Origin of the sequence: Kitasatospora sp. NPDC093806, from assembly GCF_040683335.1 — a bacterium.
Taxonomy (GTDB): Bacteria; Actinomycetota; Actinomycetes; order Streptomycetales; family Streptomycetaceae; genus Kitasatospora.
Genome location: NZ_JBFBDO010000050.1, coordinates 26,942 through 50,359, shown reverse-complemented (window position 1 = coordinate 50,359; position 23,418 = coordinate 26,942). Strand labels below are relative to the sequence as shown.

The 23,418-nt window shown below is 74.5% G+C and carries 27 protein-coding genes; 16 read left to right on the top strand and 11 right to left on the bottom strand.

Translation table 11 applies throughout. The features are described from left to right. Positions 1 to 115: 115 nt before the first annotated feature. From AB0N76_RS23035 to AB0N76_RS23020, 4 genes are all read left to right on the top strand, one after another. A complete protein-coding gene (locus AB0N76_RS23035; RefSeq protein ID WP_363559746.1) occupies positions 116 to 673 on the top strand; it encodes a GNAT family N-acetyltransferase in 558 nt (185 codons plus the stop codon). Between the two features lie 133 nt (positions 674 to 806). Next, positions 807 to 1,472 carry a TetR/AcrR family transcriptional regulator gene (locus AB0N76_RS23030; protein ID WP_363559744.1) on the top strand — a complete coding sequence of 222 codons (666 nt, stop codon included), beginning with the start codon at positions 807 to 809 and terminating at the stop codon, positions 1,470 to 1,472. Between the two features lie 173 nt (positions 1,473 to 1,645). Continuing rightward, positions 1,646 to 3,181, top strand: coding sequence for an MFS transporter (locus AB0N76_RS23025; protein ID WP_363559742.1), 1,536 nt, complete (start codon positions 1,646 to 1,648; stop codon positions 3,179 to 3,181). A gap of 366 nt (positions 3,182 to 3,547) precedes the next feature. Then, the gene (locus AB0N76_RS23020) at positions 3,548 to 3,988 is read left to right on the top strand and encodes a PPOX class F420-dependent oxidoreductase (protein ID WP_363559740.1); all 441 of its coding nucleotides are present in this window, start codon (positions 3,548 to 3,550) and stop codon (positions 3,986 to 3,988) included. Between the two features lie 107 nt (positions 3,989 to 4,095). On the opposite strand, the gene AB0N76_RS23015 is transcribed toward AB0N76_RS23020, so the two are convergent. Both AB0N76_RS23015 and AB0N76_RS23010 read right to left on the bottom strand, forming a co-directional pair. Beyond that, on the bottom strand, positions 4,096 to 4,293 hold the full coding sequence (locus AB0N76_RS23015) for a hypothetical protein (protein WP_363559738.1): 198 nt from the start codon (positions 4,291 to 4,293) through the stop codon (positions 4,096 to 4,098). Then, on the bottom strand, positions 4,290 to 4,559 hold the full coding sequence (locus AB0N76_RS23010) for a DUF1876 domain-containing protein (protein WP_363559736.1): 270 nt from the start codon (positions 4,557 to 4,559) through the stop codon (positions 4,290 to 4,292). The genes AB0N76_RS23015 and AB0N76_RS23010 overlap by 4 nt, the downstream gene beginning before the upstream one ends. 240 nt (positions 4,560 to 4,799) lie before the next feature. On the opposite strand from AB0N76_RS23010, the gene AB0N76_RS23005 reads away from it, so the two are divergent. Next, positions 4,800 to 5,657, top strand: a complete 858-nt coding sequence (locus AB0N76_RS23005; protein ID WP_363559734.1) for a YndJ family protein — start codon at positions 4,800 to 4,802, stop codon at positions 5,655 to 5,657. Next, positions 5,654 to 6,256 (top strand): DUF1990 domain-containing protein, encoded by a 603-nt coding sequence (locus AB0N76_RS23000; RefSeq protein ID WP_363559732.1) that lies wholly within the window; start codon positions 5,654 to 5,656, stop codon positions 6,254 to 6,256. Before AB0N76_RS23005 ends, AB0N76_RS23000 begins: the two co-directional genes overlap by 4 nt. A gap of 800 nt (positions 6,257 to 7,056) precedes the next feature. Here the strand turns inward: AB0N76_RS23000 and AB0N76_RS22995 are convergent. Then, on the bottom strand, positions 7,057 to 7,395 hold the full coding sequence (locus tag AB0N76_RS22995; protein ID WP_363559730.1) for a hypothetical protein: 339 nt from the start codon (positions 7,393 to 7,395) through the stop codon (positions 7,057 to 7,059). A 229-nt stretch (positions 7,396 to 7,624) separates the two neighbouring features. Between AB0N76_RS22995 and AB0N76_RS22990 the strand changes: the two genes are divergently transcribed. Beyond that, positions 7,625 to 7,765, top strand: coding sequence for a hypothetical protein (locus AB0N76_RS22990; protein ID WP_363559728.1), 141 nt, complete (start codon positions 7,625 to 7,627; stop codon positions 7,763 to 7,765). A gap of 136 nt (positions 7,766 to 7,901) precedes the next feature. On the opposite strand, the gene AB0N76_RS22985 is transcribed toward AB0N76_RS22990, so the two are convergent. Genes AB0N76_RS22985 through AB0N76_RS22975 form a run of 3 tightly spaced genes read right to left on the bottom strand, consistent with a single transcriptional unit; the run spans position 7,902 to position 9,841 of the window. Beyond that, a complete protein-coding gene (locus AB0N76_RS22985) occupies positions 7,902 to 8,612 on the bottom strand; it encodes a zf-HC2 domain-containing protein (protein WP_363559726.1) in 711 nt (236 codons plus the stop codon). Further along, on the bottom strand, positions 8,609 to 9,166 hold the full coding sequence (locus AB0N76_RS22980; RefSeq protein WP_363559724.1) for a sigma-70 family RNA polymerase sigma factor: 558 nt from the start codon (positions 9,164 to 9,166) through the stop codon (positions 8,609 to 8,611). The genes AB0N76_RS22985 and AB0N76_RS22980 overlap by 4 nt, the downstream gene beginning before the upstream one ends. Positions 9,167 to 9,220: 54 nt before the next feature. Continuing rightward, a complete protein-coding gene (locus AB0N76_RS22975) occupies positions 9,221 to 9,841 on the bottom strand; it encodes a hypothetical protein (protein WP_363559722.1) in 621 nt (206 codons plus the stop codon). Positions 9,842 to 9,935: 94 nt separating this feature from the next. Here AB0N76_RS22975 and AB0N76_RS22970 point away from each other — a divergent pair, with 94 nt between their 5' ends. After that, positions 9,936 to 10,466 (top strand): thioredoxin domain-containing protein, encoded by a 531-nt coding sequence (locus AB0N76_RS22970; protein WP_363559720.1) that lies wholly within the window; start codon positions 9,936 to 9,938, stop codon positions 10,464 to 10,466. 107 nt (positions 10,467 to 10,573) lie between these two features. On the opposite strand, the gene AB0N76_RS22965 is transcribed toward AB0N76_RS22970, so the two are convergent. Beyond that, entirely contained in the window at positions 10,574 to 11,548 is a 975-nt protein-coding gene (locus AB0N76_RS22965; protein ID WP_363559718.1) for a YafY family protein, read from the bottom strand. A 193-nt stretch (positions 11,549 to 11,741) separates the two neighbouring features. Here AB0N76_RS22965 and AB0N76_RS22960 point away from each other — a divergent pair, with 193 nt between their 5' ends. From AB0N76_RS22960 to AB0N76_RS22945, 4 genes are all read left to right on the top strand, one after another. Then, complete coding sequence (locus AB0N76_RS22960; protein WP_363559716.1) at positions 11,742 to 12,485, top strand: alpha/beta hydrolase; 744 nt, start codon at positions 11,742 to 11,744, stop codon at positions 12,483 to 12,485. 186 nt (positions 12,486 to 12,671) lie between these two features. Beyond that, the gene (locus AB0N76_RS22955) at positions 12,672 to 13,091 is read left to right on the top strand and encodes a hypothetical protein (protein WP_363559714.1); all 420 of its coding nucleotides are present in this window, start codon (positions 12,672 to 12,674) and stop codon (positions 13,089 to 13,091) included. Between the two features lie 226 nt (positions 13,092 to 13,317). Next, positions 13,318 to 14,790 (top strand): NAD(P)/FAD-dependent oxidoreductase, encoded by a 1,473-nt coding sequence (locus AB0N76_RS22950; RefSeq protein WP_363559712.1) that lies wholly within the window; start codon positions 13,318 to 13,320, stop codon positions 14,788 to 14,790. Between the two features lie 115 nt (positions 14,791 to 14,905). Continuing rightward, entirely contained in the window at positions 14,906 to 16,021 is a 1,116-nt protein-coding gene (locus AB0N76_RS22945; RefSeq protein WP_363559710.1) for an exo-alpha-sialidase, read from the top strand. A 68-nt stretch (positions 16,022 to 16,089) separates the two neighbouring features. On the opposite strand, the gene AB0N76_RS22940 is transcribed toward AB0N76_RS22945, so the two are convergent. Further along, positions 16,090 to 16,536, bottom strand: a complete 447-nt coding sequence (locus AB0N76_RS22940; RefSeq protein WP_363559708.1) for a hypothetical protein — start codon at positions 16,534 to 16,536, stop codon at positions 16,090 to 16,092. Between the two features lie 66 nt (positions 16,537 to 16,602). Then, on the bottom strand, positions 16,603 to 17,757 hold the full coding sequence (locus tag AB0N76_RS22935) for an epoxide hydrolase family protein (RefSeq protein WP_363559706.1): 1,155 nt from the start codon (positions 17,755 to 17,757) through the stop codon (positions 16,603 to 16,605). A 150-nt stretch (positions 17,758 to 17,907) separates the two neighbouring features. Between AB0N76_RS22935 and AB0N76_RS22930 the strand changes: the two genes are divergently transcribed. Next, positions 17,908 to 18,684 (top strand): GNAT family N-acetyltransferase, encoded by a 777-nt coding sequence (locus tag AB0N76_RS22930; protein ID WP_363559704.1) that lies wholly within the window; start codon positions 17,908 to 17,910, stop codon positions 18,682 to 18,684. A gap of 76 nt (positions 18,685 to 18,760) precedes the next feature. Here the strand turns inward: AB0N76_RS22930 and AB0N76_RS22925 are convergent, their stop codons facing one another. Beyond that, the gene (locus AB0N76_RS22925) at positions 18,761 to 19,609 is read right to left on the bottom strand and encodes a DMT family transporter (protein WP_363559702.1); all 849 of its coding nucleotides are present in this window, start codon (positions 19,607 to 19,609) and stop codon (positions 18,761 to 18,763) included. Between the two features lie 68 nt (positions 19,610 to 19,677). On the opposite strand from AB0N76_RS22925, the gene AB0N76_RS22920 reads away from it, so the two are divergent. The 3 genes from AB0N76_RS22920 to AB0N76_RS22910 all read left to right on the top strand — a co-directional run bounded on the left by AB0N76_RS22920 (position 19,678) and on the right by AB0N76_RS22910 (position 22,663). Further along, on the top strand, positions 19,678 to 20,541 hold the full coding sequence (locus AB0N76_RS22920; RefSeq protein WP_363559700.1) for a MurR/RpiR family transcriptional regulator: 864 nt from the start codon (positions 19,678 to 19,680) through the stop codon (positions 20,539 to 20,541). Between the two features lie 306 nt (positions 20,542 to 20,847). After that, positions 20,848 to 21,507, top strand: a complete 660-nt coding sequence (locus tag AB0N76_RS22915) for an NAD(P)H-binding protein (protein WP_363559698.1) — start codon at positions 20,848 to 20,850, stop codon at positions 21,505 to 21,507. 127 nt (positions 21,508 to 21,634) lie between these two features. After that, the gene (locus tag AB0N76_RS22910) at positions 21,635 to 22,663 is read left to right on the top strand and encodes a LacI family DNA-binding transcriptional regulator (RefSeq protein ID WP_363559696.1); all 1,029 of its coding nucleotides are present in this window, start codon (positions 21,635 to 21,637) and stop codon (positions 22,661 to 22,663) included. Positions 22,664 to 22,725: 62 nt separating this feature from the next. On the opposite strand, the gene AB0N76_RS22905 is transcribed toward AB0N76_RS22910, so the two are convergent. Continuing rightward, on the bottom strand, positions 22,726 to 23,325 hold the full coding sequence (locus AB0N76_RS22905) for a dihydrofolate reductase family protein (protein ID WP_363559694.1): 600 nt from the start codon (positions 23,323 to 23,325) through the stop codon (positions 22,726 to 22,728). Positions 23,326 to 23,418 lie beyond the last annotated feature (93 nt).

Sequence of the window (23,418 nt, the reverse complement as noted above, 5' to 3'; positions counted from 1 at the left end):
ATTCGTTTTCATTTTCAACACGCCGGAACCCACTTCCGTCGGCGAGTCAGATGAAAGTGGTTTTCATGTACGCTGACCATCGGCCTACCGAGCATCCGCCCGCCGGAGAGATCTGATGGATCGTCACTTCCCTTATGCCGTCCGCCATGCGCTGCCCCAGGACGTGCCCGGCGCGCGCCGGCTGATCCTCGACACGTTCTACCGCGAGTTCGGCTACGGCTACGTGCCCGACTGGCACGGCGACGTCGTCGACCTCCAGGGGCACTACCTGGAGCACCCCCGGCACGCCCTGCTGGTCGCCGTGCACGACGGCGAGGTGGTCGCCACCACCGCCCTGCACTCCACCGGACCGGCACATCCGCCGCACCCGCGCGAGGTCGCCGAGCGCTACCCGTCCGGCACCACCGCGCAGCTCGTCCGGGTGTACGTCCGGGCGGAGCACCGGCGGCACGGGCTGGCCCGCGAGCTGGTCCGCCGGGCCTGCGACTTCGCCGCCGCGGAGGGCGGCTACCGGCGGCTCTACCTGCACACCAACACCGCCGTTCCCGGCGCCGAGGCGTTCTGGCGCAGCCTCGCCGACGAGGTCTACGACGCGCGGCCGACCGGCGAGCACGGCCCCGGCGTGTCCACCGTCCACTTCGAGATCCCGCTCCGCCGGCCGGTCCGGGCCTGAGACCCGCGGCTCCCCCGCATCCGGATGTGACGTAGGTCACATCCGGATGCGAAATTTCCGGGGAGGGACTCCCCGTTTAGCCTTCGTAGGACTAAGCGGGGAACGACTCCCCGGAACCCGGAAGGAGCCGACCGTGAGCACCGCCGCCGCCCAGCCGACCCGCGCCGCGGGCCCGGTCCGCACGCCCAGACTGCGTGCGGACGCGAGCCGCAACCGTGAGCGGATCGTCATGGCGGCCCGCGACGCGTTCGTCGAGCACGGCGCGGACGCGCCGCTGGACGAAATCGCCAAGCGGGCGGGCGTCGGAAACGCTACGCTCTACCGGAACTTCCCCACCCGGGCGGCCCTGATCCGCGAGGTGGCGCTGCTCGTCAAGAACCGCATCGTGGCGATCGCCGAGCGGGCGGCCGCCGAGGCCACCGGCCCGTTCGACGCCCTCCAGCGGTTCGCGCACGAGACCGTCGACGAGAAGGTCGGCGCGCTCTGCCCGATGCTCACCAACCGGGTCGACCTGCACGACCCCGAGCTGGTCGAGGCGCGCGAGCGCCTGCTGGCCGTGGTCAGCGGACTGCTCGACCGGGCGAAGTCGGCCGGCGAGGTCCGCCCGGACGTCGCCCACGGTGACCTGTTCATCGCGATGAGCCAGCTCACCCGCCCACTGCCGGGCACCTCCTGCCACGTCCTGGAGGAGTTCGTCCACCGGCACCTGCAGCTGTTCCTGGACGGCATGCGGGCGCCCGCCCCTTCCACCCTGCCCGGCCGGGCCGCGACCTTCGAGGACTTCCACAGCGAGCACTGATCCGTAGTGGCCGCGTGACCGCCGTCGCGTCCGCGCGCCCGTTCGCTCCGTTCATTCCGTTTGCTTCTTCCGTTTGCTTCTCCGTTTGCTTGTTCCGTTTGCTCCGCACGCACCGTTCCATGCCCTGACGCACCCGTTCCGCACAGACCTCGCACCGTGAAGTGAGTACTCCCATGCCAAAAACCGACGCCCTGCCCGCCGTCCAGCCCGATCCGAGGCGCTGGAAAGCCCTGATATTCATCGGCCTCGCGCAGCTGATGGTCGTGCTCGACGCCACCATCGTGAACATCGCGCTGCCCTCCGCCCAGCAGGACCTGGGCATCACCGACGGCAACCGCCAGTGGGTGATCACCGCGTACGCGCTGGCCTTCGGCGGTCTGCTGCTCTTCGGCGGCCGGGTGGCCGACCTGTGGGGACGCAAGCGCACCTTCGTCGTCGGCCTGACCGGCTTCGCGCTGGCCTCCGCGCTGGGCGGCGCCGCCGCCAACACCGCGATGCTGCTCGGCGCCCGCGCCCTCCAGGGCGTCTTCGGCGCGCTGCTCGCCCCGGCCGCGCTCTCGCTGCTCGCGGTGATGTTCACCGAGGCCAAGGAGCGCGCCAAGGCGTTCGGCATCTACGGCGCGATCGCCGGCGGTGGCGGCGCGATCGGCCTGATCCTCGGCGGTCTGCTCACCGAGTACATGAACTGGCGCTGGACCTTCTTCGTCAACATCCCGTTCGCCGTGGTCGCCGCGATCGGCGCGGTCATGGTGATCCGCGAGCCCGCCGAGGGCCGCAACCGCAACCGCCTCGACGTCCCCGGCGTCATCCTGGTGACCACCGGCCTGGTCGCGCTGGTCTACGGCTTCACCCGGGCCGAGTCGGACGGCTGGTCCTCCGGTATGACGATCGGCCTGTTCGTCGCCGCCGCCGTGCTGCTGGCCGCGTTCGTCGTGGTCGAGCAGAAGGTCAAGGCGCCGCTGCTGCCGCTGCGCGTCGTGCTGGACCGCAACCGCGGCGGGGTCTACCTGTCGCTGGGCCTGGCCGTGATCGGCATGTTCGGTCTCTTCCTGTTCCTGACCTACTACCTGCAGATCGTGCTCGACTACAGCCCGGTCCTGACCGGCGTGGCCTTCCTGCCGATGGTGGCGGGCATGATCACCGGCTCCACCCAGATCGGCGCCCGGCTGATGACCCGGGTCCCGGCGCGCTACCTGATGGCGCCCGGCTTCCTGGTCGCCTCGCTCGGCATGCTGATCCTCACCCAGATCGACCTGGACAGCTCCTACCCGGCGCTGATCCTGCCCGGCCTGGTCCTGATGGGCCTCGGCATGGGCACCGCGTTCATGCCGGCGATGAGCCTGGCCACGCACGGCGTCCAGCCGCGTGACGCGGGTGTCGCGTCCGCCATGGTCAACACCTCGCAGCAGGTCGGCGGCGCCATCGGCACCGCGCTGCTGAACACCATCGCGGCCAGCGCCACCACCACCTGGCTGGTGGCCCACGCGGGCGAGGCGACCAACCCGGCGGCCGCGAAGGCGGTGCAGTTCGGGGGCATGGTGCACGGCTTCTCCACCGCGATCTGGTGGTCGTTCGGGATCCTGGTGCTGGCCGCCGCGATCGCCTTCGTCCTGATCAACGCCGGGCGCCCCGACGCCGGCGGCGGTGCGGGCGAGGGTGCGGGCGCCGGTGCGGCGGACGCCAACGATGTTCCGGTGCTGGTGCACTGATCCGGTGCACTGACCTGGTGCACTGACCTCGTGCGCGCACGGTGTGCGTGACGGTGCTGATGCGGCCCGTCCGGTGTCTTCGACGACACCGGGCGGGCCGCTCGCCGTTTCCGGGGCCGCTTCCGGGGCCGGGGACCGGGACCGGGTGCGCCGTTCGGGTGGGATTTCCCGGTGCGTCGGCGGGCGGCCGCACGGTCAACAGGCGCCGCCGGACGCCCTCGTGGCCGACAATGGAGTGGCCCACCCGGCCGGGACGCTTGACCGCGCCCGTGCCAGGCTGTCCCGTGGGCCGTACGGCGAACCGACCGGCTCCACGCGGCCCCCGCCGTCCACGACCACCCGCCCCCACCGGAGAGGGAGGACACCGTGCACGACCGTACCGACCAGCTCGCCGACAGCAGATACCTCCTGCTCACCACCTTCGGCGACGACGGCCGCCAGGTCCGCTCGCAGAGCTGGGTGATCGCCGACGGCACCGCCCTCGGCATCTGGACGCCCGCGCACTCGGGCGCGGCCGAACGGATCCGCCGCCACCCCAAGGTCCTGGTCGGCCCGTGCGACGCGCACGGACGCCCGACGGGACGTCAACTCCCCGCCCGCGCCGCCGTCTGCGACGCCGACGCCACCGCCCAGTACCGCGCGTCGCTGATCAACAAGTACGGCCTGCCGGCGTTCGTCGCGCTGGCCCGCAGCCGGATGCGGCTCGGGCTGGCCGGGACGGTCGGCATCCGGATCACGCTCAACGAGCTGGAGCAGCGGCTGATCGGTCCGGAGTGGCCGGTGCCCACCACGTACTGCCCGAACTGACGCGGCGCACGCGTACGGCGCGCCTGGCGCACCTGGCGCACCTGGCGCTCCCGGCGCTCCCGGGCCGGGCGGACGGGTCACCCGACCGTTCCGCCCAGCCCGGCGCGTCAGGCGGCGCCGTTGTCCGGGGCGCGGGCCAGGTCGCCCGGCTCGCAGGCCTCCCGGCCGGTGCCGACGTGCACCACCTTCACCGCGCGGCCCGGACCGCCCGGCACCACCCGCTGTTCCCGCCCGCAGCGTGGGCAGATCAGCGGGATGCGCGACCGGTGGGCGCCCGGTCCGGCGGCGGGGTGCGACTGCGTCACGACAGCGGGTGGGTCGGGACCGGGCTGACGTCCTGGATCTCGCCGTGGGCCTTGGTGAGCAGCTGCGAGGCGAGGTCGTTGAGCGCCCGCGCGGCCGAGATCTCCTCGCCGACCCGCAGCTGTTCCGGGTCGGACGGGTGACGGGTGCTGGAGCCGTGCGCGCGCACCTCCGATCCGTCGCTCAGCCGCAGCAGGGCGGCGGCGAAGGTCCGCGAGCCCTCCTCGCGGAACTCCATCTCGATGTGCCAACCGACAAGAGTCTGCATGGCGGATCACCTCCGGCGGTCGCTTCTCGTCCGGTCTCGTCCGGCCTCGTCCGTTCTTGCTCGGTCTCATCCGGTCTCGTCCGGTTACGCCTCTTCCTCCTCCAGGGTGCGCCGCACCCCCGATGAACACCAGAGCAGGGCGCCGCGGCGGCCGTCAGGGGCAACTTGAACGCGTTCAATCCCGCGCGTAGAGTCGCCCCCGACATCGACTTGAACACGTTCAAAGGAGCTGGGGCCGGTATGGGACGGGGCACCACCGAACTGGTCGACCTGCTGGTCCTGCTCGGCATGGGCGCGGTCATCCCGCTCGGCCTCGCCCTGATCGACGAGCCCGGCCTGGCCCGGCTGCGCCGACTCTGGCCGCTGGCCGCCGTCCCCGGCGCGCTCTCCCTGTGGCTGCCGCGCGGCGCGCTCGCCACCGGCAGCGCCACCCTGTACGCGCTCGGCACCCTCGCCATCGCCGCCCACGCCCCGCTCCGGCTCGCCCGCACCCGCTCGCTCGCCCCGGCCGAGATCGCCGTGCTCACCGCACTGGCCACCCCCTCGGTGGCCGGGCTCGCGCTGGTCGCGGAACGCTCCGGGCACGAGCTGTTCGGCTTCGACCTCGACATCCTGGCCCTCACCGTCCCGCACTTCCACTACGCCGGGTTCACCGCCGCCCTGGTCGCCGGACTGGTCTGCCGCGCCGTCCCCGACAGCCGCGCCGCCCGGTGGGCCGCGCTCAGCGTGCCCGCCGGAACGCTGCTCGTGCTGGCCGGCTACTTCGTCGACGACTGGGCCGAACTCGCCGGCGCGGCCGTCCTCACCACCGGCATGTGGCTGGTCGGCCTGCTCACCTGGCGCGACCTGCGCACCCGGGGCGGCGCGGATTGTCGGGACCGGACCACGCCCGCGCTGCTCGGCGTCTCGGCCGCCGTCCTCGCCGCCACCATGCTGCTCGCCCTCTGGTGGGCCCTCGGCGAGGCGTCCGGGCTCCCCCACCCCACCCTCGGCTGGATGGCCGCCACCCACGGCGTCGGCAACGCCCTCGGCTTCGCCCTCTGCTCGCTGCTCGCCTGGCGCCGCCTCGCCCCGATCCCCCAGGAGAACCCCCGATGACCGCCGCCACCCCGCCGCTTCCCTCGCACCCCCCTTGCGACTCGTACGACCTCGACTACCCGGAGATCGGCGCCAGCACGGACCTGCGCGCCGCACTGCCCGCCGGGTACAACCACCTCCGCCACCGCGCCCTGCTCGGCCACGGCCGCGCCGCCCTGGACGCCGCCGGTGCCGCCCTGCTCGACTGGCGGATGCACCGGGCCGCCGGCGTCCGGATCACCACCGAAGCCGACCGCGCCGCGCCGGGCGTCGCCGTGCACTGCGCCATCGGCCTCGGCCCGTTCCGGGCAGGCGCCCCGTGCCGGGTGCTGTGGAGCACCGGCGGCGACGGGGCGGGCGACCGCTACGGATTCACCTACGGCACCCGCCCGGGCCACCTCGCAATCGGCGAGGAGACGTTCGTCGTGGAGATGGGCGCCGACAAGGCGGTCTGGTTCACCGTGAACGCCTTCAGCCGCCCCCGCGCCTGGTACGCCCACCTCGCCGGCCCCCTCCTCCCCCTCGCCCAACACCTCTTCGCCCACCTCTGCACCCGCACCCTCACCCGCATCGCCACGGGGGCGTCCCGCCCGAAGCATCACGTCCCCCTGCGAGCATGACGATCGGCGCGAACAAGTCGAACGCCCCAGCCAACACCCACCGACCGGCCTCCCCCACTCCCAACACATCCGCCAAGCGAGCCGACCACCACAGCGGAGTAGGAAGTCGAACCAGCCGACTTCCTACGCGGCCAGAAGCACGACAAGCGCGGCAGCCCGGGCGATCAGACTCCCGACCAGCCCGCAGCACGGCACCCGGCGTAGGAAGTCGGGCCCGCCGACTTCCTGTGCGGCTGGGAACACGGCGAATGCGGCGGCCCAAGGGATCAGGCTCCCGGGCAGCGCGCGGCGCGGCACCCGGCGTAGGAAGTCGGGCCCGCCGACCTCCTACGCGGCCGGGGGCACGACAAGCGCGGCAGCCCGGGGCGATCAGACTCCCGACCAGCGCGCCGCGCGGCCGCCGGAGTAGGAAGTCGGACCCGCCGACTTCCTGTGCGCGGCAATCCGGGCCGCAGAGTCGACACCGTTCAGCCCCGCGCGCTCGCGGCGGGGCCGACAGGCAGGTGCGATGACCACCATCACCTCGGACCCCGCCACGACGGAGTAGGAAGTCGGACCGGCCGACTTCCTATGCAACCGGGAGCACGACAAGCGCGGCGGCCCCTCGCACGATCAGCCCCATGGGCAACGCGCACAGCGGGCAGAGGGCCGCAAAACCAGCACCGATCCGCTCCACCGATTCCCAGTGCGCCAGCGAGCCGGCCACCATCAACCTCTGCACCTCCGCGACGGCGTGGGCAGTCGAGCCGGCCGACTTCCTACGCGGCCGGGGGCTCGACAAGCGCGGCAGCCTGGGGCGATCAGACTCCCGACCAGCCCACGGCACGGCAACCGGAATGGGAAGTCGGATCGGTCGACTTCCTGTGCGCGGCGACCAGGGGCGCAGAGCCGACGCCGATCAGCCTCACGCGCTCAGGCAGGGCCAGCAGGCAGGCGAGATGACCACCAACGCCTCGGACGCCGCCGCGACGGAGTGGGAAGTCGGACCGGCCGACTTCCTGTGCGGCCGGGGGCACGACAAGCGCGGCGGCCCCTCGCACGATCAGCCCCGTGGGCAACGCGCGCAGCGGGCAGAGGGCCGCAAAACCAGCACCGATCCGCTCCACCGACTCCCAGTGCGCCAGCGAGCCGGCCACCATCAACCTCTGCACCTCCGCGACGGCGTGGGCAGTCGAGCCGGCCGACTTCCTACGCGGCCGGGGGCTCGACAAGCGCGGCAGCCTGGGGCGATCAGACTCCCGACCAGCCCACGGCACGGCAACCGGAATGGGAAGTCGGATCGGCCGACTTCCTGTGCGCGGCGACCAGGGGCGCAGAGCCGACGCCGATCAGCCTCACGCGCTCAGGCAGGGCCAGCAGGCAGGCGAGATGACCACCAACGCCTCGGACGCCGCCGCGACGGAGTGGGAAGTCGGACCGGCCGACTTCCTGTGCGGCCGGGGGCACGGCGAGTGCGGCGGCCCGGGGGATCAGGCTCCCGAGCAGCGCGCGGCGCGGCGCCCGGCGTAGGAAGTCGGACCGGCCGACTTCCTACGCAGCCGGGGGAACGGCGAGGGCGGCGGCCCGGGGATCAGGGTCTCGGGCAGTGGGCGGCGCGGCGGCCGGAGTGGGAAGTCGGGCCCGTCGACTTCCTGTGTGGGGGAGGTCAGGACGGGTGGGTGGGGATGGTGATGAGGAGGGTGTCGGTGTCGAGGGTGCGGATCTCGAAGTGGTCGATGGTGGGGGGCGGGTAGGCGGTGCCGCCGGTGGTGTGGAGTGGGGTCGTGGTGTAGCCGGCGGCGGGGACGCTCCAGGTGGTCACCGTCTGGTGCCCTCCGTTGCCGGAGACCGCGACCAGGTCGCAGGTCAGCGGTCCTCGGACGCCGGAGAGTTCGAGGGTGACCCGGCTGCCCCAGGGCGTACCGTCGACGCCGACGACGGCGCGGGCCCCGGTCGTCGGGTCCGTCGCGGTGAACTGCCGGGCGGCCGCGGTGGCGACCACGCCGGGTGAGGAGTCCGCGGTGATCACGGCGGCGGTCACGGCCGGGCCCGCGAACGCCAGCACGGCCGCCGCCGCGACCAGCACCAGCCGCCGGACCCGTCCGCGTCGGCGCCCGGCCCGCACCTCCCCCACCAGCCGGTCGAGCAGCACCGGATCCGGCCGCGGCGCCGGGTCGGCCGGGTCGGCGGTGGCCGCGTACTCCGCCAGCAGCGTTTCGACGGGCCCGAGTTCGGCCAGTTCGGCGGCGCACCGCGGGCAGCCTGCGGCCAGGTGGGCGTCGAAGGCGGCGCGCTCGGCCGGGTCCAGGACGCCGAGGGCATAGGCACCCACGTCGTTGTGCAGAGCGTGCGCCGGATCGGGCTCGGACGTGGTCACGATGTCACTCCCCGTTCCTCCAGCGCGAGCCTGAGCGCACGCAGCGCGTAGTACACCCGCGAGCGCACGGTGCCCGCGGGGATGCCGAGTTCGGCGGCCGCCTCGCCCGCCGTACGGCCCTTGAAGTAGGTCTCCACGATCACCTGCCGGTGCGCCGGGGAGAGCTCCCCCAGCGCGTCCGCGACCGTCATCATCCGCAGCGCCCGGTCGAGTTCGTCCTCGGCCGGCAGCGACTCCAGCGGCGCCGGGTCCACTTCGCGCGGCCGGGCGAGTTCGGCGCGGTGCCCGTCGATGACGATCCGCCGGGCGACCGTGGCCAGCCAGGGCCGCAGCGAGCCGACCGCCGGGTCCAGCCGGTGGATGTTGCGCCAGGCGCGGAGCAGCGTCTCCTGCACGACGTCCTCGGCGCGCTGGCGGTCCCCGGCGACCAGGTGGAGGACGAAGCCGAGCAGCGGCCCGGCGTGCTCGCGGTAGAGCGCGCGCATCAGTTCCTCGTCGGGAACCGGCGCGCCCCGGACGGCCGGGCGGCCGCCACCGGGAGGCTCCTCGGTCACAACGCCATGCTCGCGCACCCGTGGCTCCGGGTCGAGAGCCACCGTGGCCCGGGCTCAGTAGCCGGAGCCGCCGGGGGCGGGGCTGCCGGGGGCGGGACTGCCCGCGGTGGCGGCGGCCCGGTCGCCCGCGGGGGTCACCGCGAACCAGGTGCCGTCCACGCCCTGGCCCTTGGTGTCGCCGGGCTTCTTGTCGGGCGCGAAGCGGTAGAGCGGCCAGCCGGCCAGGGTGAGCTGCTTGCTGCCGTCGGCCCGGGTCACGGTGCCGACCAGCTTGGCGTCGATGCCGCTGACGGTGACCGCCCCGTCCGCCGGGACCGGCGGCCAGATCGCGGCGCAGCCGCCGTTGCAGGTGGCGGTGGGCGGCGTGGCGCTGTCCTGGTCGAAGCGGTAGAGGGTGAACCCGGCGCTGTCGGTGACGATGGCGCCGAGCCGGGCGTCGGTGGCGGTCCGCAGGGTCGCGGTGGTGGCGGGTGCCGCCGGCGAGGCGGGCGAGGCGGGCGACGACGGCGACGGCATGCCCGGGGTCAGCGGCGCGGTGGGCGCCGCGGGCGAAGCGGACGGCGGGGTCGACGAGCCGCCGTATCCGGACGATCCGCAGCCGGCCGCCAGGGCGGCCACGGCCACCCCGGACGCGGCGAGTACCGCGAGACGCCCCCTTCGACTGGTGTTGCGCATGATGACCGCTCCCCGGTCGGGTGTGTGAGCACGTCGGTGCCGGACACCCTCCGGTACGGACGCGGGCTCCCGTCCGTTCACCGGACGGCGCAGAATGTGGGCACGGAAGGTCGGCGCACGGATGTCGGCGCACGGATGTCGGCACCTGGAAGCCGGCGGAATAGCGCGGGGACGGCAGCCGTTGTCGCGGGCACATGACCTTGACCGCCACCACCGGAAGGGCAGGAATCGCGAGATGAGCAGCACGGTCGAGCTGACCAAGGAGAACTTCGACGACATCGTCCCCGGTCAGGAGGGCAAGGACTTCGTCTTCATCGACTTCTGGGCGAGCTGGTGCGGCCCGTGCCGCCAGTTCGCGCCGGTGTTCGAGAAGGCCGCCGAGCGCCACCCGGACCTGGTGTTCGCCAAGGTGGACACCGAGGCGCAGCAGGAGCTGGCCTCGGCCTTCGGCATCCAGTCGATCCCCACGCTGGCGATCATCCGCGAGGGCGTCCTCGTCTTCTCGCAGGCGGGCGCGCTGCCCGAGCCGGTGTTCGAGGATCTGATCGACCAGGCCCGGAAGCTGGACATGGCCGAGGTGAAGCGGAAGGTGGCGGAGGAGCAGGCGAGCGCTCCGCAGGCCTGACGGGTCGCCGCCGTCGGTCCGGTCTGCCGGCCGTCCGGTCTGCCGGCCGGCCGACCGACCCGTGAGCCCCGGAGCGTCCACCGCTCCGGGGCTCCCGCCGTTCTGGCTCAGGTCCCGCTCCACTCGGTGAGGCGGGCGGCCAGGGCGCGGACCTCCTCGCGCAGCTCGGCCGGGCGGCGGACGGTGAACGGCCAGCCGAGGCCGGCCAGCATCACCGCCATCCCGTCCAGCCGTTCGGCCCGGGCCCGGAGCAGGACGCGCCCGTCGTCGGTGGCGGTGACCGTTCCGGCTGTCGGCGGAATGCGGTGGCGGGCCTCGGCGAGCGTGGTCGTCAGCACCACCTCGACCTCGTGCGTCCACGGCACCGAGGCGAGCGACTCCAGCACCCGCTGCACCGGGTCGACGTCCGCCGGCACGTCGAAGCCGGTCCCGCCCGGCCGGACGGCCCGGATCCGGTCCAGCCGGAACGTCCGCTGCTCGCCGCTGCGGTGGTCCAGGCCGGTGGTGTACCAGCGGCCCGAGTGGAAGACCAGCCCGTACGGGTCGAACCCGCGCTCGCTGGGCACGCCCGCGCGGTCCCGGTAGTCGAGCCGGACCTGTCGGCGCCGGCGGACCGCCTCGGCGAGCGCGAGCAGCGCGTCGGCGGCCGGGCTCGGACCGGTGGCGGGCGCGCCGGTCAGCCCGACCGTCTGCTCGACCGCCGCGACCTGCTCGCGCAGCTGCGGCGGCAGCACCCGCCGGATCTTGGCGAGCGCCGACTCGCCCGCCTGCTCGCCCACCGACAGCCCGGACCGCCGTCCGGCGAGCAGCCCGAGCACCACGGACGCGGCCTCGTCCCCGGTGAGCATCAGCGGCGGCAGACGGAACCCGGGCATCAGCCGGTAGCCGCCGTAGCGGCCGCGCTCGGCCTGGACGGGGATGCCGAGTTCGACCAGCCGGGCCGCGTACCGGCGCACGGTGCGGACGTCCACGTCCAGCCGCTCGGCCAGCTCGGGGCCGGTGAGGCCGGGGCGGGCCTGGAGGAGTTCCAGCAGCGCGAGGATGCGGCTGACCGGGTGCTCCAGGGACTCCGGGTGCTCCACGGGCCGTGACCTCGTTTCCGTTCCGTTCCGTCGCGTTCCACGAGCGGATTAATCCGGTCGTGTTCTGTCCGCATTCGATCCTAGGGTCGGGAACGACGGCGGGCAGCCGGGTCGGCAGGCGACCGGGTCCGCCGACGGCTCTGCACCGCAGGGCGCTTCGGCACTGTGTGACTTCCGGAGAGGACCTCCCATCATGAGCACCTTCGTACTCGTCCCCGGTTTCTGGCTCGGCGGCTGGGCCTGGGACGCGGTCGCCGAACCGCTGCGCGCGGCCGGACACACCGTGCACGCGGTGACCCTGCCCGGGCTCGGCGAACGGGCCGGCGAGGCCTCGCCGGAGCTCGGCGCCGAGGCCCAGATCGCCGATCTGGCCGAGCTGCTGGTCCGCGAGGACCTCCGGGAGGTGATCCTGGTCGCGCACAGCGGCGGCACGATCGCCGTGTCCGGCGTCGCCGACCGGGTGCCGGAGCGGATCCGACGGGTGGTCTTCGTCGACTCCGGCCCGCTCACCGACGGCGTCGCGCTGGCCGACCTGTGGGAGCCCGAGTACCGCGCCGCGATGGAGTCCTCGCTGGTCGACGGCTGGCGGCTGCCGCTGCCGGCCTGGGACGTGCTGGCCTCCGGCGGCAGCAGCGTCGACGGGATCGACGAGGCCGGACTCGCCCGCTTCCGCGAGCTGGCGACCGACCAGCCGGCCCGGACGTTCACCGAGCCGGTGCGGCTGACCGACGGCGCGGCGAAGCTGCCGAAGGGCCTGGTGTCGTGCTCCATCCCGCTGGCCCAGGTCCACGCGATGATCGCCGCCGGGCACCCGTACTTCGCCGCCCTCGGCGGCCCGGAGTGGGAACTGCGCGAGGTCCCGACCGGCCACTGGCCGATGTTCTCCCGCCCGGCCGAGACGGCGGCGGTGTTGGCGGAGCTGGCGGAGCTCGCGTAACGGGGGCGGCCGGGCCCGGAGCACGAGCGGCCGGGCCCGAAGATCGCGTCCGGGCGGCCGATCCGTTCGAGCGGGGAGTCAAGGCACCGGAGGTCCCGCGACAACCGCAGATGAACCCGAAGTCGGCCTACATGCGAGGGTGGTCCCCGTGGACGGGACGATCACGGTGGACGGACGGCGGACGGCATGAGCGAGGTCTGGCAGGGGCTGCAGCCCCTGCGCGTGGCACCAGGCTGGCGGATCGACATCAACAGCCTCTACGCCGTGGACCCTTCACCGGAGACCATCGAGTGGTTCTACGGCTCCGCGCTGGTGAGTGGCCACCGGGTGCACGACGGGCTCTGCTTCGACGCGCGCTGGGAGCCGGAGGGCGATCCCGAGGGGGCCTACGGCGTCGACTTCCTCCGGCTCGCCGGATTCGGCCGGAAGGGGCGGAGAACCCGCGAGCCCACCCCTCTCGGCACCTGGACCACCAGGAGCCGGGCCGCGCTCGTGACGGCCCTGGAGGAGTTCATGTTCACCGGGGACCTCCCCGCCGGCCACACCGCTCCGCCACCGCTCTCGATCCATCACGATCGACCACCTGACTCCGGCTCGTCAGGGTGATCCTCCGCGAGCTGTTCGAGCCGAAGGACGCCGCCGGGGCCGACGGGGTATTCCTGCTGCACGGGGCGCCGGGGGCGCGGCGTGCGGGGGTGGTGGGAGTTGTGTGGGGTGGGGGTTCGTCCGCGTGTTCGGCTGCGGGGGGTGGGTGGGGCGGCGGAGGATGGGCTCGGTGCCGTGGCGCCCCACCTGCACCGACGCGTTCGACCGAGATCACGGAGGACCCCGCATGACCACCCCCCACTCCACCGCCCCCGAGGAGTACGACGTCATCGTGGTCGGAGCCGGGCCGACCGGTGAGAACGTCGCCGACCGGACCGCCGCCGCCGGGCTGCGCACGGTGATCGTGGAGGGCGAACTGGTCGGCGGCGAGTGCTCGTACTGGGCCTGCATGCCGAGCAAGGCGCTGCTGCGCCCGGTGGCCGCGCTGGCCGACGCCCGCGCGGTGGCCGGTTCGCGGGAGGCGGTCGGCGGGGCGCTGGACGCGGCCGCGGTGCTGGCGCGGCGGGACTCGTTCGCCTCGCACTGGCGGGACGACGGCCAGGTGAAGTGGCTCCGGGACACCGGGATCGACCTGGTCCGCGGCCACGGCCGGCTGGCCGGTGAGCGGCTGGTCAGCGTCGAGCAGGAGGACGGCAGCGAGCGGCTGCTCCGGGCCCGGCACGCCGTCGCGGTCTGCACCGGCAGCCGGCCGGTGCTGCCGAAGGACGTGACCGGGCTGGCCGAGGCGCGGCCGTGGACCAACCGGGAGGCGACCGGCGCGCAGGCCGTGCCCGGGCGGCTGGCGGTGGTCGGCGGCGGCGTGGTCGGCGTGGAACTGGCCACCGCCTGGCGGGCGCTCGGTTCGGAGGTCGTGCTGCTGGTGCGCGGCAGCGGGCTGCTGCCGCGGATGGAGCCGTTCGCGGGCGAGCTGGTCGCGGACGGTCTGCGGGCGGCCGGGGTGGACCTCCGGTTCGGGACCGAGGTGACGGCGCTGGAGCGGCGGGCGGCAGCGGAGGAGGACGGCGCGGACGGCTCCGAGGTCACGCTGACGCTGGCCGACGGCGCGCGGCTGACCGTCGACGAGGTGCTGTACGCCACCGGCCGGGCCCCGCGCACCGCGGACGTCGGCCTGGAACAGGTCGGCCTGCACCCCGGTGACTGGCTCGACGTGGACGACAGCTGCGCCGTGCTCGGCGTCGACGGCGAGTGGCTGTACGCGGCCGGCGACGTCAACCACCGGGCGCTGCTCACCCACCAGGGTAAGTACCAGGCGCGGATCACCGGCGCGGTGATCGTCGCGCGCGCCCAGGGGCGTCCGCTGGACACCGCACGCTGGGGCGCGCACGCCGCGTCGGCCGACAGCGCCGGTGCGCCGCAGGTCGTGTTCACGCAACCGGAGGTCGCCAGCGTCGGCCTGACCCTGGACGCCGCCGAGCGGGCCGGGCTGCGGGTCAAGTCGATCGACCACGACCTCGGCGCGGTCGCCGGCGCCTCGCTCTACGGGGACGACTACCGCGGCCGGGCCCGGGTCGTCTTCGACCTGGACCGGGAGGTGCTGGTGGGGGCGACGTTCGTCGGGCCGGGCGTCTCCGAACTGCTGCACTCGGCGACGATCGCGGTGGTCGGCGAGGTGCCGATCGACCGGCTCTGGCACGCGGTGCCCGCCTATCCGACGATCAGCGAGGTGTGGCTGCGGCTGCTGGAGGGCTGCCGGGGCTGAGCACGGCGGAGCGGGGCCTGTGACGGCGGGGCCCGGCGCGGCGAGATGTGGGAGCCGCCGAGCGGCGGGACACTGGCTGGCGGGGGTCGTTTCGCCGACCGGGTGGTGTGTGGCTATGACCGAGGTGCTGTTGGCCGTCGGAACCGAGAAGGGGCTCTTTCTCGGACGCAGTGGTGACCGGCTGAACTGGGAGTTCAGCAGGCCGCACTTCCGGATGAACGCGATCTACTCCGTCGCGATCGACCGCCGCAGCCGCCGCGACGGTCACAACGGCCGGGTCCGCCTGCTGGTGGGCGCCGACAGCAGCCACTGGGGCCCGTCGGTCTGGCGCTCCGACGACCTCGGCGGGAGCTGGTACGAGCCGCCCACCCCGGCGATCCGCTTCCCCGAGCACACCGGGGCCTCGCTCACCCGGGTCTGGCAGCTCCAGCCGGCCGGGCCCGAGGCCCCCGGTGTGGTCTACGCGGGCACCGAGCCCGCCGCGCTGTTCCGCTCCGAGGACGGCGGCGAGTCCTTCCGCCTGGTCGAGTCGCTCTGGAACCACCCGCAGCGCGCCGAGTGGGGCGCTGGCTACGGCGGCCAGGGCCTGCACACGATCCTGGTCGACCCGCGCGACCCGGAGCGCCTGCTGGTCGCCGTCTCCAGCGGCGGCGTCTACCGCAGCAAGGACGGCGGCGGCAGCTGGGAGCCGTCCAACGCCGGTCTGCGCGCCGAGTTCCTGCCGGAGGAGAACCAGTACCCCGAGTTCGGCCAGTGCGTGCACAAGATCGCCCCGGACGCCGTCAACCCCGACCGCCTCTACCTGCAGAACCACGGCGGCGTCTACCGCAGCGACGACGCGGGCACGAGCTGGCGGTCCATCGCGGACGGCCTGCCCGCGAACTTCGGCTTCGCCATCACCGCCCACCCGCGCCGCGCCGACACCGCGTACGTCTTCCCGCTCGGCGGCGCCGACGACCGGATCCCGCCGGGCCGCCGCTGCCGGGTGTTCCGGACGACCGACGCCGGCGACAGCTGGCAGGCGCTCGCCGAGGGCCTGCCGGGCGAGGACCACTACGGCATCGTGCTGCGCGACGCGCTGCGCACCGACGACGCCGACCCGGCCGGCGTCTACTTCGGCAACCGGACCGGCGACGTCTACGCGAGCCACGACGCGGGCGAGAACTGGTCGCTGCTGGTCTCCCACCTGCCGGACGTCCTCTGCGTCCGGGCCGCCGTGGTGGCGGACTGACGGCCGACGGTTGACGGCCGACGGTTGACGGCCGACGGAGCCGCGCCCGGCGGCGCGGACCTCGGCGCTCAGGTGTCGTACAGCCCGTCCCAGGGGGCGTGGAAGCCGAGGCGGTCGGGGTAGAGCTCGACCCAGTCGTCCTCCTCCGCGTCCTCGCCGTGCCGCTCGACGACCAGGCCGAAGCGGCAGCCGTCGACGTGCACGGCGAAGGGCGCGACGGCGATGTCGCCGAACTCCCGCTCCGGCAGGGCGTCCAGCCACCCCGTCAGCAAGGCCGAAGCCGCCCCGTCCCCGTCCTCGTCCGCCACCGCCTCGATCCGGGAGCCGAGGTGCCGACCGTCCGCCGTGAAGCGGTGCAGCACGGCGAAGCAGCGCTCGTCCCCCGCTCCCCACGCGCTCCCCTCCGGGGCGGCGTAGGCGACGGACGCGAAGAACTGGCCGCCCCGGTAGCGGCCGATGGTGTCGGTGCGGTAGCCGGGCTCGTGGGCGATGGGGATGACCTCGGGGACGCTCATGGCCGGAAGGCTAGACCGCCGCACCGACAACGCGGGGACGACGCGGGGACGACGCGGGCCGGCGCCTCAGCGCAGGGTGCGGAAGAAGGCCCGGATGTCCGCGACCAGCGGCTCCGGGGCCTGGAGCGAGGCGAAGTGGCCGCCGGTGTCGTACTCGGTCCAGCGGGTGACATTGTTCGACAGCTCCGCCAGGGTGCGGATCGCCCGGTCGCCGAGGAACTTCGCCACCGCCGTCGGCACGCCCGAGGGGGCCGGACGTCCCCAGCCGTCGGCCGCGATCTCCCGGTAGAGGCGGGCAGCCGAGCCGGCGGTGCCGGTGACCCAGAGCGCGGTGACGTCGGTCAGCACCGCGTCCCGGGAGGGCAGGGCCTGGCGGGTGGCGGTCGGATCGTGGTCGACGAACCACTCCAGGTTCCAGGCCAGTTGGCCCACCGGTGAGTCGTTGAGCGCGTAGGCCACGGTCTGCGGACGGGTGCCCATCTGGGTGGCGTAGCCGGAATGCGCGTACCACCACGCCTGGTTGGCCTCGGCCTGGGCGCGCTCGGCGGCGGAGAGCAGCTCGCGTTCCGCCGGGTCGAGCGGCGCGGAGGCGTTCGGCGGCGCGTTCAGGTGGACGCCGATGACCCGGTCCGGTGCCACCCGGCCGAGTTCGGGCGAGACGATGGCGCCGAAGTCGCCGCCCTGCGCGCCGTACCGCCGGTAGCCGAGCCGGCGCATCAGTTCGGCCCAGGCCTCGGCGATCCGCCGGGTGCCCCAGCCCGGCGCGGTGGTCGGGCCGGAGTAGGCGAAGCCGGGCAGCGAGGGCGCGACGACGTGGAACGCGTCGGCCCGGTCCCCGCCGTGCGCCCGGGGGTCGGTGAGCGGGCCGATGACGTCGGTGAAGTCGTGCACGGTGCTCGGCCAGCCGTGGGTGAGGAGCAGCGGGGTGGCGTCCGGCTCGGGTGAACGGACGTGCAGGAAGTGGACGTTCTGCCCGTCGACGGTGGTGGTGAACTGGGGCAGCTCATTGAGCTCCGCCTCGTGCGCCCGCCAGTCGTAGCCGTCCGCCCAGTACGCGGCCAGCTCGCGCAGGTAGGGCGAGGCGACCCCGTACGACCAGCCGGCGCCCGGCAGTTCGTCGGGCCAGCGGGTGCGGGCGATGCGCAGGCGCAGCTCGTCGAGTTCGGCCTGCGGGACGGCGAGGTGGAAGGGACGGACCGCGGTGTCCTGGTCGGTGCTCATGGGGCGACGGTAGGGGGTGTGTAGGTCAGCCCGTGTCCCAGTCGTGGCCCCCCGTCCGGGTGCCGGCGCCATCCGCTTGCCGCGCCCGGATCGCTCACGGAGTATGGCGGGCGACAGGACGTGCCGGCTCCCGCGGATCGGACGAACAGCGTGACCGAGAAGGAAACTGACTGGCAGTACGGATACGGCCCGGGCGGCGCTCCCGTCGTGCGGTACCTGCTCGGGGAACGCGAGGGGCGCCCGTGGGCCGACCTGTTGGAGGTGATCGACCCCGACGCCGACCCGGCCGAACTGGCGGACCGCGTCCAGGCCGACATGGCGGGTTGGGTGGTCTCCGGCCCCGTCGCGCTCGGCGAGGAACTGCTGCGGCGCGGGGCGACCACCCTGCGGCACGGCCACACCATGCGCCTCGACCTGGCCGACGCGCCGCCCGCCGAGGGCTGGACGTCCTGGGCGCGGACCCCGCTCCGGGACGGGCTCCGGCTCGTGCCGTGCGACCGGCCGCCCGAGGAGCTGGCCCCGGCGTCGACCGCCGCCTTCGGCCCCGGCCACCCCGATCACCGCCCCGAGGAGGGCACGGACGAGTCGGCCGCGGTGCGGCGGCTCGACGAGCTGCTCTCGGGGCAGGTCATCGGCACGGTGCTGCCGTCCAGCGCGCTGATCGTGGACGCGACGGACCGGGTGGTGGCCGGCGCCGTCCTGACCGACTGGGACGGGCTGCCGTGGATCGCCCATGTGTTCCGCGCCCCGGGGCTCGGCTACCCGGGCCTCGGCCGGGACCTGCTGCGCCGCGCCATCGCCGACGTCGCGGCCGGGGGCGCCACCGAGATCGGCCTGGCCGTGACCGAGGGCAACCGGGCCCAACGGCTCTACGAGGAGATGGGTTTCACGGTGACCCGCACATCGCTGACGGTCATCGTCCCCTGAGTCGCGCGCGCTCCCCGCTCGCGCCCCCCGGTCACGCCCCACCGGTCGTGCCCGAGGTCGGTTCCCGGAGCCGGCCTCAGGGGCGGGCCAGCTCCAGGACGGCTATCCCGGCCAGGACGGTCGCGCTCGCCGCCATCCGCAGCCGCCCCAGCCGCTCGCGGAAGACCACGGTGGCGATCAGCGCCGCGATCACGATGCTGGTCTCGCGCAGCGCCGCGATGGTCGCGAGGCTCCCCCGGGACTGCGCCCAGACCACCAGCCCGTAGGCGGTCAGCGAGAGCACCCCGCCGAGCAGCCCGAACGGGACCGCCGCACCGGCCCCGACCAGCAGGCTCCGCCCCCGGCGCGCCCAGGCGATCAGCGCCAGGGCGGGCCCCTGGAGCAGGAACAGCCACGCGACGTAGCCGCCGACCGTCCCCGCGTGCCGGACGCCGCCGCCGTCCAGCACCGTGTACGCGGCGATCATCACGCCGGTGCCGGCGGCCGCCCCGAGCGCGGGCAGCTGCGCCCGCCCGGGTATCCCCTGGGCGAGGGCCAGCCCGATCAGTCCGCAGCAGATGACGGCCACCCCGAGCACCTCGCCGCCGCCGAGCGCCTCCCCGAGGACGGTCACCGACAGCACCGCCACCAGCAGCGGCGCCGAGCCGCGCGCGATCGGGTACATCTGCCCGAAGTCGCCCAGCTGGTAGGCGCGCAGCAGCAGGACCTGGGACGTCACCTGCATCACCACGGAGGCGATCAGGTACGGCCAGGCCGCGGCGGCCGGGATCGGGTTGAGCGCCACCAGCACCACCGCGCACGCGGTGTACGCGAGGTTGATCAGGGCGAAGCCGACCAGCTTGTCCTTGATCCGGTGGGCCAGCCCGTTCCAGACCGCGTGCAGCACGGCGGCGGCCAGGACGACGACGGGGACGGTGACGGACATGCGGGACTCCCCTCCCACGAGACGGACTCGGAACGCCTCGGAACGGATTTCCACGATACCCTGGAACCATGGAAGAGCGTTCCGAATTTTCTCCGCTGGAGTCACAGCTGGCCGCACACATCCGCGCGCACCTGGGCGAGCTGCGCGGCACCGAGGCGCGGGTCGCCCAGGTGGTGCTCACCCGCGGCGCGGACCTGGTGGACCTCAGCGTGAGCGACGTCGCCGCGCTGGCCGGGACGGCGCCGTCCTCGGTGGTCCGCGCCTGCCAGCGGCTCGGCTTCCGCGGCTACCAGGAGCTGAAGATCGCCGCCGTCCGGCAGGCCCCTGCGCCCGCGCCGGACCCGGCCGACACCCGGGACCCGGCCGCCCGCGCGCTCACCGACACCGTCCGCGCGGCCCGCGAGGCGCTCGACGGGATCGCCACCACGCTGACCGCCGAGGACCTGCGGGCGGCGGCCGAGGCGCTGAACGCGGCCGACCACGTCCTGGTGGTCGGGGCCGGACTGTCCGGCGCGGTGGTCCTGGACGCCGCCTACCGGCTGCGCGCCCTCGGCATCCGCGCCGACTCCCCCGCCGACCCGCTCACCGCGCAGCTGGCCGCCGCCCAGCTGCCGCCCACCGCCGCCTGCCTGGCCGTCAGCCACACCGGCTCGACCCGGACGGTGGTGGACGCCGCCCGGCACGCCCGCGCCAACGGCGCCGCCGTGGTCGCGCTCACCGGCTACGCCCGCTCCCCGCTCACCGAGACCGCGAGCCACACCCTGGTCGCCGGCGGCCAGGACCTCGTCTTCGGCCTGGAGACCACCGCCAGCCGGATCGCCCACCTGACGGTGCTGGACGCGCTGACGCTCACCCTGCTCACCCTGCGCGGCGAGCCCGCCGAACACGCCCTGCGCCTCTCGGCGGACGTCACCGCCGACCACGCCTACTGAGCGGCCCGGGCCGGATCCCGTTCCGGGTGACGTCTGGCGGCGGCGGTGGGCCCGGTAGCGGCGGTCGGTCGGACGCCGGACCCGATCGCGGCGCCGCCGGCCAGGGAGCGTCCTCCGGACCAGGTCGGACGCGGCCGCGCCGCCCGGGCACACGCATCGCCGGGCGGTGGGATGGGGGCGGCTCCCGACCGGAGGCCGACGCCCCGGGCGGGCCCGGGCCCGGGCCCGGGCCCGGCCGGGTTCATCAGGGTGGGGCGTCGCGGGTTCTCCGGCGCGTGGGGCGCCGCAGGGCGTACGTTCGCGTCCATGCGCATTGTCATCGCCGGTGGTCATGGTCAGATCGCGTTGCGGCTGGAGCGCCTGCTCGCCGCACGCGGGGACGAGGTGGCGGGGCTCATCCGCGCGCCGGAACAGGCGGGTGACCTGCTGGCGGCGGGTGCCGAGCCCATCGTGTGCGACCTGGAGTCGGCCGCGGTCGGGGACCTCGCCCGGCACCTGGAGGGTGCGGACGCGGCCGTGTTCGCCGCCGGGGCGGGGCCGGGCAGCGGGGCGGGCCGCAAGGACACCGTCGACCGCGCGGCCTGCGCCCTGTTCGCGGACGCGGCCGAGGCCGCCGGGGTGCGCCGCTTCCTGGTGGTGTCCGCCATGGGCGCGGACCGCGAGCCCCCGGCGGGCACCGACCCGGTCTTCGCCGCCTACCTGCGGGCCAAGGGCGCGGCGGACGCCGACGTCCGGGCCCGGCCCGGACTCGACTGGACCGTCCTGCGGCCCGGGCAGCTGACCGACGAGCCGGGCACCGGTCTGGTGACGGTGGCCGAGTCCACCGGGCGCGGCCGGGTCACCCGGGACGACGTGGCGGCGGTGCTCGCCGCCCTGCTCGACGAGCCGGGGACCGCCGGCCGGACGCTGGAGCTGATCGGCGGGGACGTCCCGGTGGCGACGGCGGTCGGGGCGGCCGCCGGCTGAAGACTGAACCCGCGCGGCCCGCCGGAGACGACCGAAAGGGGTCCGGCGGGCCGCCGCGACGGCCCGGCCCGTCCAGCGGGTGAAATCGTCGGGAGGCCGGTCAGCGGCGGTGTGTAGGCTCGCTGGCATGGCAAGGGTGACGCGGGACGACGTGGCGAGGGTGGCGGGGACGTCTACCGCGGTCGTGAGTTATGTGATCAACGACGGGCCGCGCCCGGTGGCCGCCGCGACGCGCGCGCGGGTGCTGGCCGCCGTCGAGGAGTTGGGGTACCGGCCGAACCGGGTCGCCCAGGCGATGGCCCGGCGCCGCACCGACCTGATCGGCATGGTCGTCCCCGACGCCCGGCAGCCGTTCTTCGCCGAGCTCGCGCACACCGTGGAGCGGGCGGCCGCGGAGCGCGGGCGCCTGCTGCTGATCGGCAACTCCGACTACGCCAACGAACGCGAGGCCCACTACATCCGCGCCTTCCTCGGCATGCAGGTGGACGGTCTGATCCTGGTCACCCAGGACCCGTCCGCGCCCGGGGTCACCGGCGTCGACTCCCCCGACGGGACGCCGGTCGTGCTGCTGCACCACCGCGCCGAGACCGAGCAGGGGGTCGCGGTCGTCGCGGACGACGAGGGCGGGGCCCGGGAGGTCGTGCGCCACCTGCTCGGCCACGGGCACGCCACGGTGCACTGCTTCGGCGGCACCTTCGCGCTCAGCCCGAGCGACCCGGTGACCGTCCGGACCGCCGGCTGGGCCGCCGCCCTGACCGAGGCGGGCCTGTCCACCAAGGGCCGGCTGACCGCGGCGCCGTTCGACCGCGTGCGGGCGCACCGGGAGGCGCTCGTGCTGCTGGCGCGCGCCGACCGGCCGTCCGCCGTCTTCTGCGCGACCGACGACCAGGCGATCGGCCTGCTGCGGGCCGCCGACGACCTGGGCATCCGGGTGCCGGAGGACCTCGCGGTGGTCGGGTTCGACGACATCGCGGAGGCGGTGATCGCCGGCCCGCCGCTGACCAGCGTGGCGACCGCGCAGGAGGAGATGGCGCACGCCGCCGTCGACCTGGTGCTCGGCGAGCGGGCGGACGGGGAGCCAGCGTCGGCCGGCGGGGCCCGGATGTTCCCGGCCCGCCTGGTGGTCCGCCGCTCCTGCGGCTGCTCGGCGGCCTGAACCCTCGAAAACGCGCGCCGGGCCCGCACCGTACTCGGTGCGGGCCCGGCGCGCGTAAAGGCTCAGGCCGTGGCAGCCGCCCGGCGGTAGGTGCACACGTGCACACCGGTGCCGCTGGTGACGGTGGAGACCAGCTCCAGGGTGCGCATCGCGCCCTCCGCCGGGAAGATCGTCTTACCGCCACCGAGCAGCACCGGCATGATCATCAGCCGGAGCTCGTCGACCAGGTCCTCGCTCAGCAGGCTGCGCACCAGGGTCGGGCTGCCCATGACCAGCAGGTCGCCGCCCTCGGCCGCGCGCAGCTCCTTGAGGCCGGCCGCGACGTCGGCACCGGTGAGCCGGGTGGTGTTCGCCCAGCCGAGCTCCGCGTCGTCCAGGGTGTCCGAGACGACGTACTTGCGGATCGCGTTCATCCGGTCGGCGAACGGGTCGCCGGCCCGGGCGGGCCAGGCGGCGGCCATGGTCTGCCAGGTGCGGCGGCCGAAGAGCAGCGCGTCGGCCTTGGAGAGCGCGTCGTCGAAGGCCGCGCCCACCGTCTCCGGCTCGAAGAACGGGCCCGTCCAGCCGCCGTGCGCAAAGCCTCCGTCGGTGTCCTCCTTGGGGCCGCCCGGGGCCTGCACCACGCCGTCCAGGCTGATGAACTCGCTGATCACGATGCGCATGGGGCTCTCGTTTCCTCGTTCCGGGTGGTGTTCCCGCGGGGTTGCCGACGTTTACGTGAATGAAGACTGCCGTGCCGCGCGGAACTCATCGCC

What these genes read in the sequence shown, in the direction of transcription:
- AB0N76_RS23025 (WP_363559742.1), top strand. Translation starts at nt 1,646, where the DNA reads ATGCCAAAAACCGACGCCCTGCCCGCCGTCCAGCCCGATCCGAGGCGC.
- AB0N76_RS22990 (WP_363559728.1), top strand. Translation starts at nt 7,625, where the DNA reads ATGACCACCAACGCCTCGGACGCCGCCGCGACGGAGTGGGAAGTCGGA.
- AB0N76_RS22970 (WP_363559720.1), top strand. Translation starts at nt 9,936, where the DNA reads ATGTGGGCACGGAAGGTCGGCGCACGGATGTCGGCGCACGGATGTCGG.
- AB0N76_RS23010 (WP_363559736.1), bottom strand. Translation starts at nt 4,559, where the DNA reads ATGCAGACTCTTGTCGGTTGGCACATCGAGATGGAGTTCCGCGAGGAG.
- AB0N76_RS22960 (WP_363559716.1), top strand. Translation starts at nt 11,742, where the DNA reads ATGAGCACCTTCGTACTCGTCCCCGGTTTCTGGCTCGGCGGCTGGGCC.
- AB0N76_RS22925 (WP_363559702.1), bottom strand. Translation starts at nt 19,609, where the DNA reads ATGTCCGTCACCGTCCCCGTCGTCGTCCTGGCCGCCGCCGTGCTGCAC.
- AB0N76_RS22910 (WP_363559696.1), top strand. Translation starts at nt 21,635, where the DNA reads ATGGCAAGGGTGACGCGGGACGACGTGGCGAGGGTGGCGGGGACGTCT.
- AB0N76_RS22945 (WP_363559710.1), top strand. Translation starts at nt 14,906, where the DNA reads ATGACCGAGGTGCTGTTGGCCGTCGGAACCGAGAAGGGGCTCTTTCTC.
- AB0N76_RS22915 (WP_363559698.1), top strand. Translation starts at nt 20,848, where the DNA reads ATGCGCATTGTCATCGCCGGTGGTCATGGTCAGATCGCGTTGCGGCTG.
- AB0N76_RS22935 (WP_363559706.1), bottom strand. Translation starts at nt 17,757, where the DNA reads ATGAGCACCGACCAGGACACCGCGGTCCGTCCCTTCCACCTCGCCGTC.
- AB0N76_RS23000 (WP_363559732.1), top strand. Translation starts at nt 5,654, where the DNA reads ATGACCGCCGCCACCCCGCCGCTTCCCTCGCACCCCCCTTGCGACTCG.
- AB0N76_RS22920 (WP_363559700.1), top strand. Translation starts at nt 19,678, where the DNA reads ATGGAAGAGCGTTCCGAATTTTCTCCGCTGGAGTCACAGCTGGCCGCA.
- AB0N76_RS22950 (WP_363559712.1), top strand. Translation starts at nt 13,318, where the DNA reads ATGACCACCCCCCACTCCACCGCCCCCGAGGAGTACGACGTCATCGTG.
- AB0N76_RS22940 (WP_363559708.1), bottom strand. Translation starts at nt 16,536, where the DNA reads ATGAGCGTCCCCGAGGTCATCCCCATCGCCCACGAGCCCGGCTACCGC.
- AB0N76_RS22975 (WP_363559722.1), bottom strand. Translation starts at nt 9,841, where the DNA reads ATGCGCAACACCAGTCGAAGGGGGCGTCTCGCGGTACTCGCCGCGTCC.
- AB0N76_RS22955 (WP_363559714.1), top strand. Translation starts at nt 12,672, where the DNA reads ATGAGCGAGGTCTGGCAGGGGCTGCAGCCCCTGCGCGTGGCACCAGGC.
- AB0N76_RS23005 (WP_363559734.1), top strand. Translation starts at nt 4,800, where the DNA reads ATGGGACGGGGCACCACCGAACTGGTCGACCTGCTGGTCCTGCTCGGC.
- AB0N76_RS22905 (WP_363559694.1), bottom strand. Translation starts at nt 23,325, where the DNA reads ATGCGCATCGTGATCAGCGAGTTCATCAGCCTGGACGGCGTGGTGCAG.
- AB0N76_RS22995 (WP_363559730.1), bottom strand. Translation starts at nt 7,395, where the DNA reads ATGGTGGCCGGCTCGCTGGCGCACTGGGAGTCGGTGGAGCGGATCGGT.
- AB0N76_RS23035 (WP_363559746.1), top strand. Translation starts at nt 116, where the DNA reads ATGGATCGTCACTTCCCTTATGCCGTCCGCCATGCGCTGCCCCAGGAC.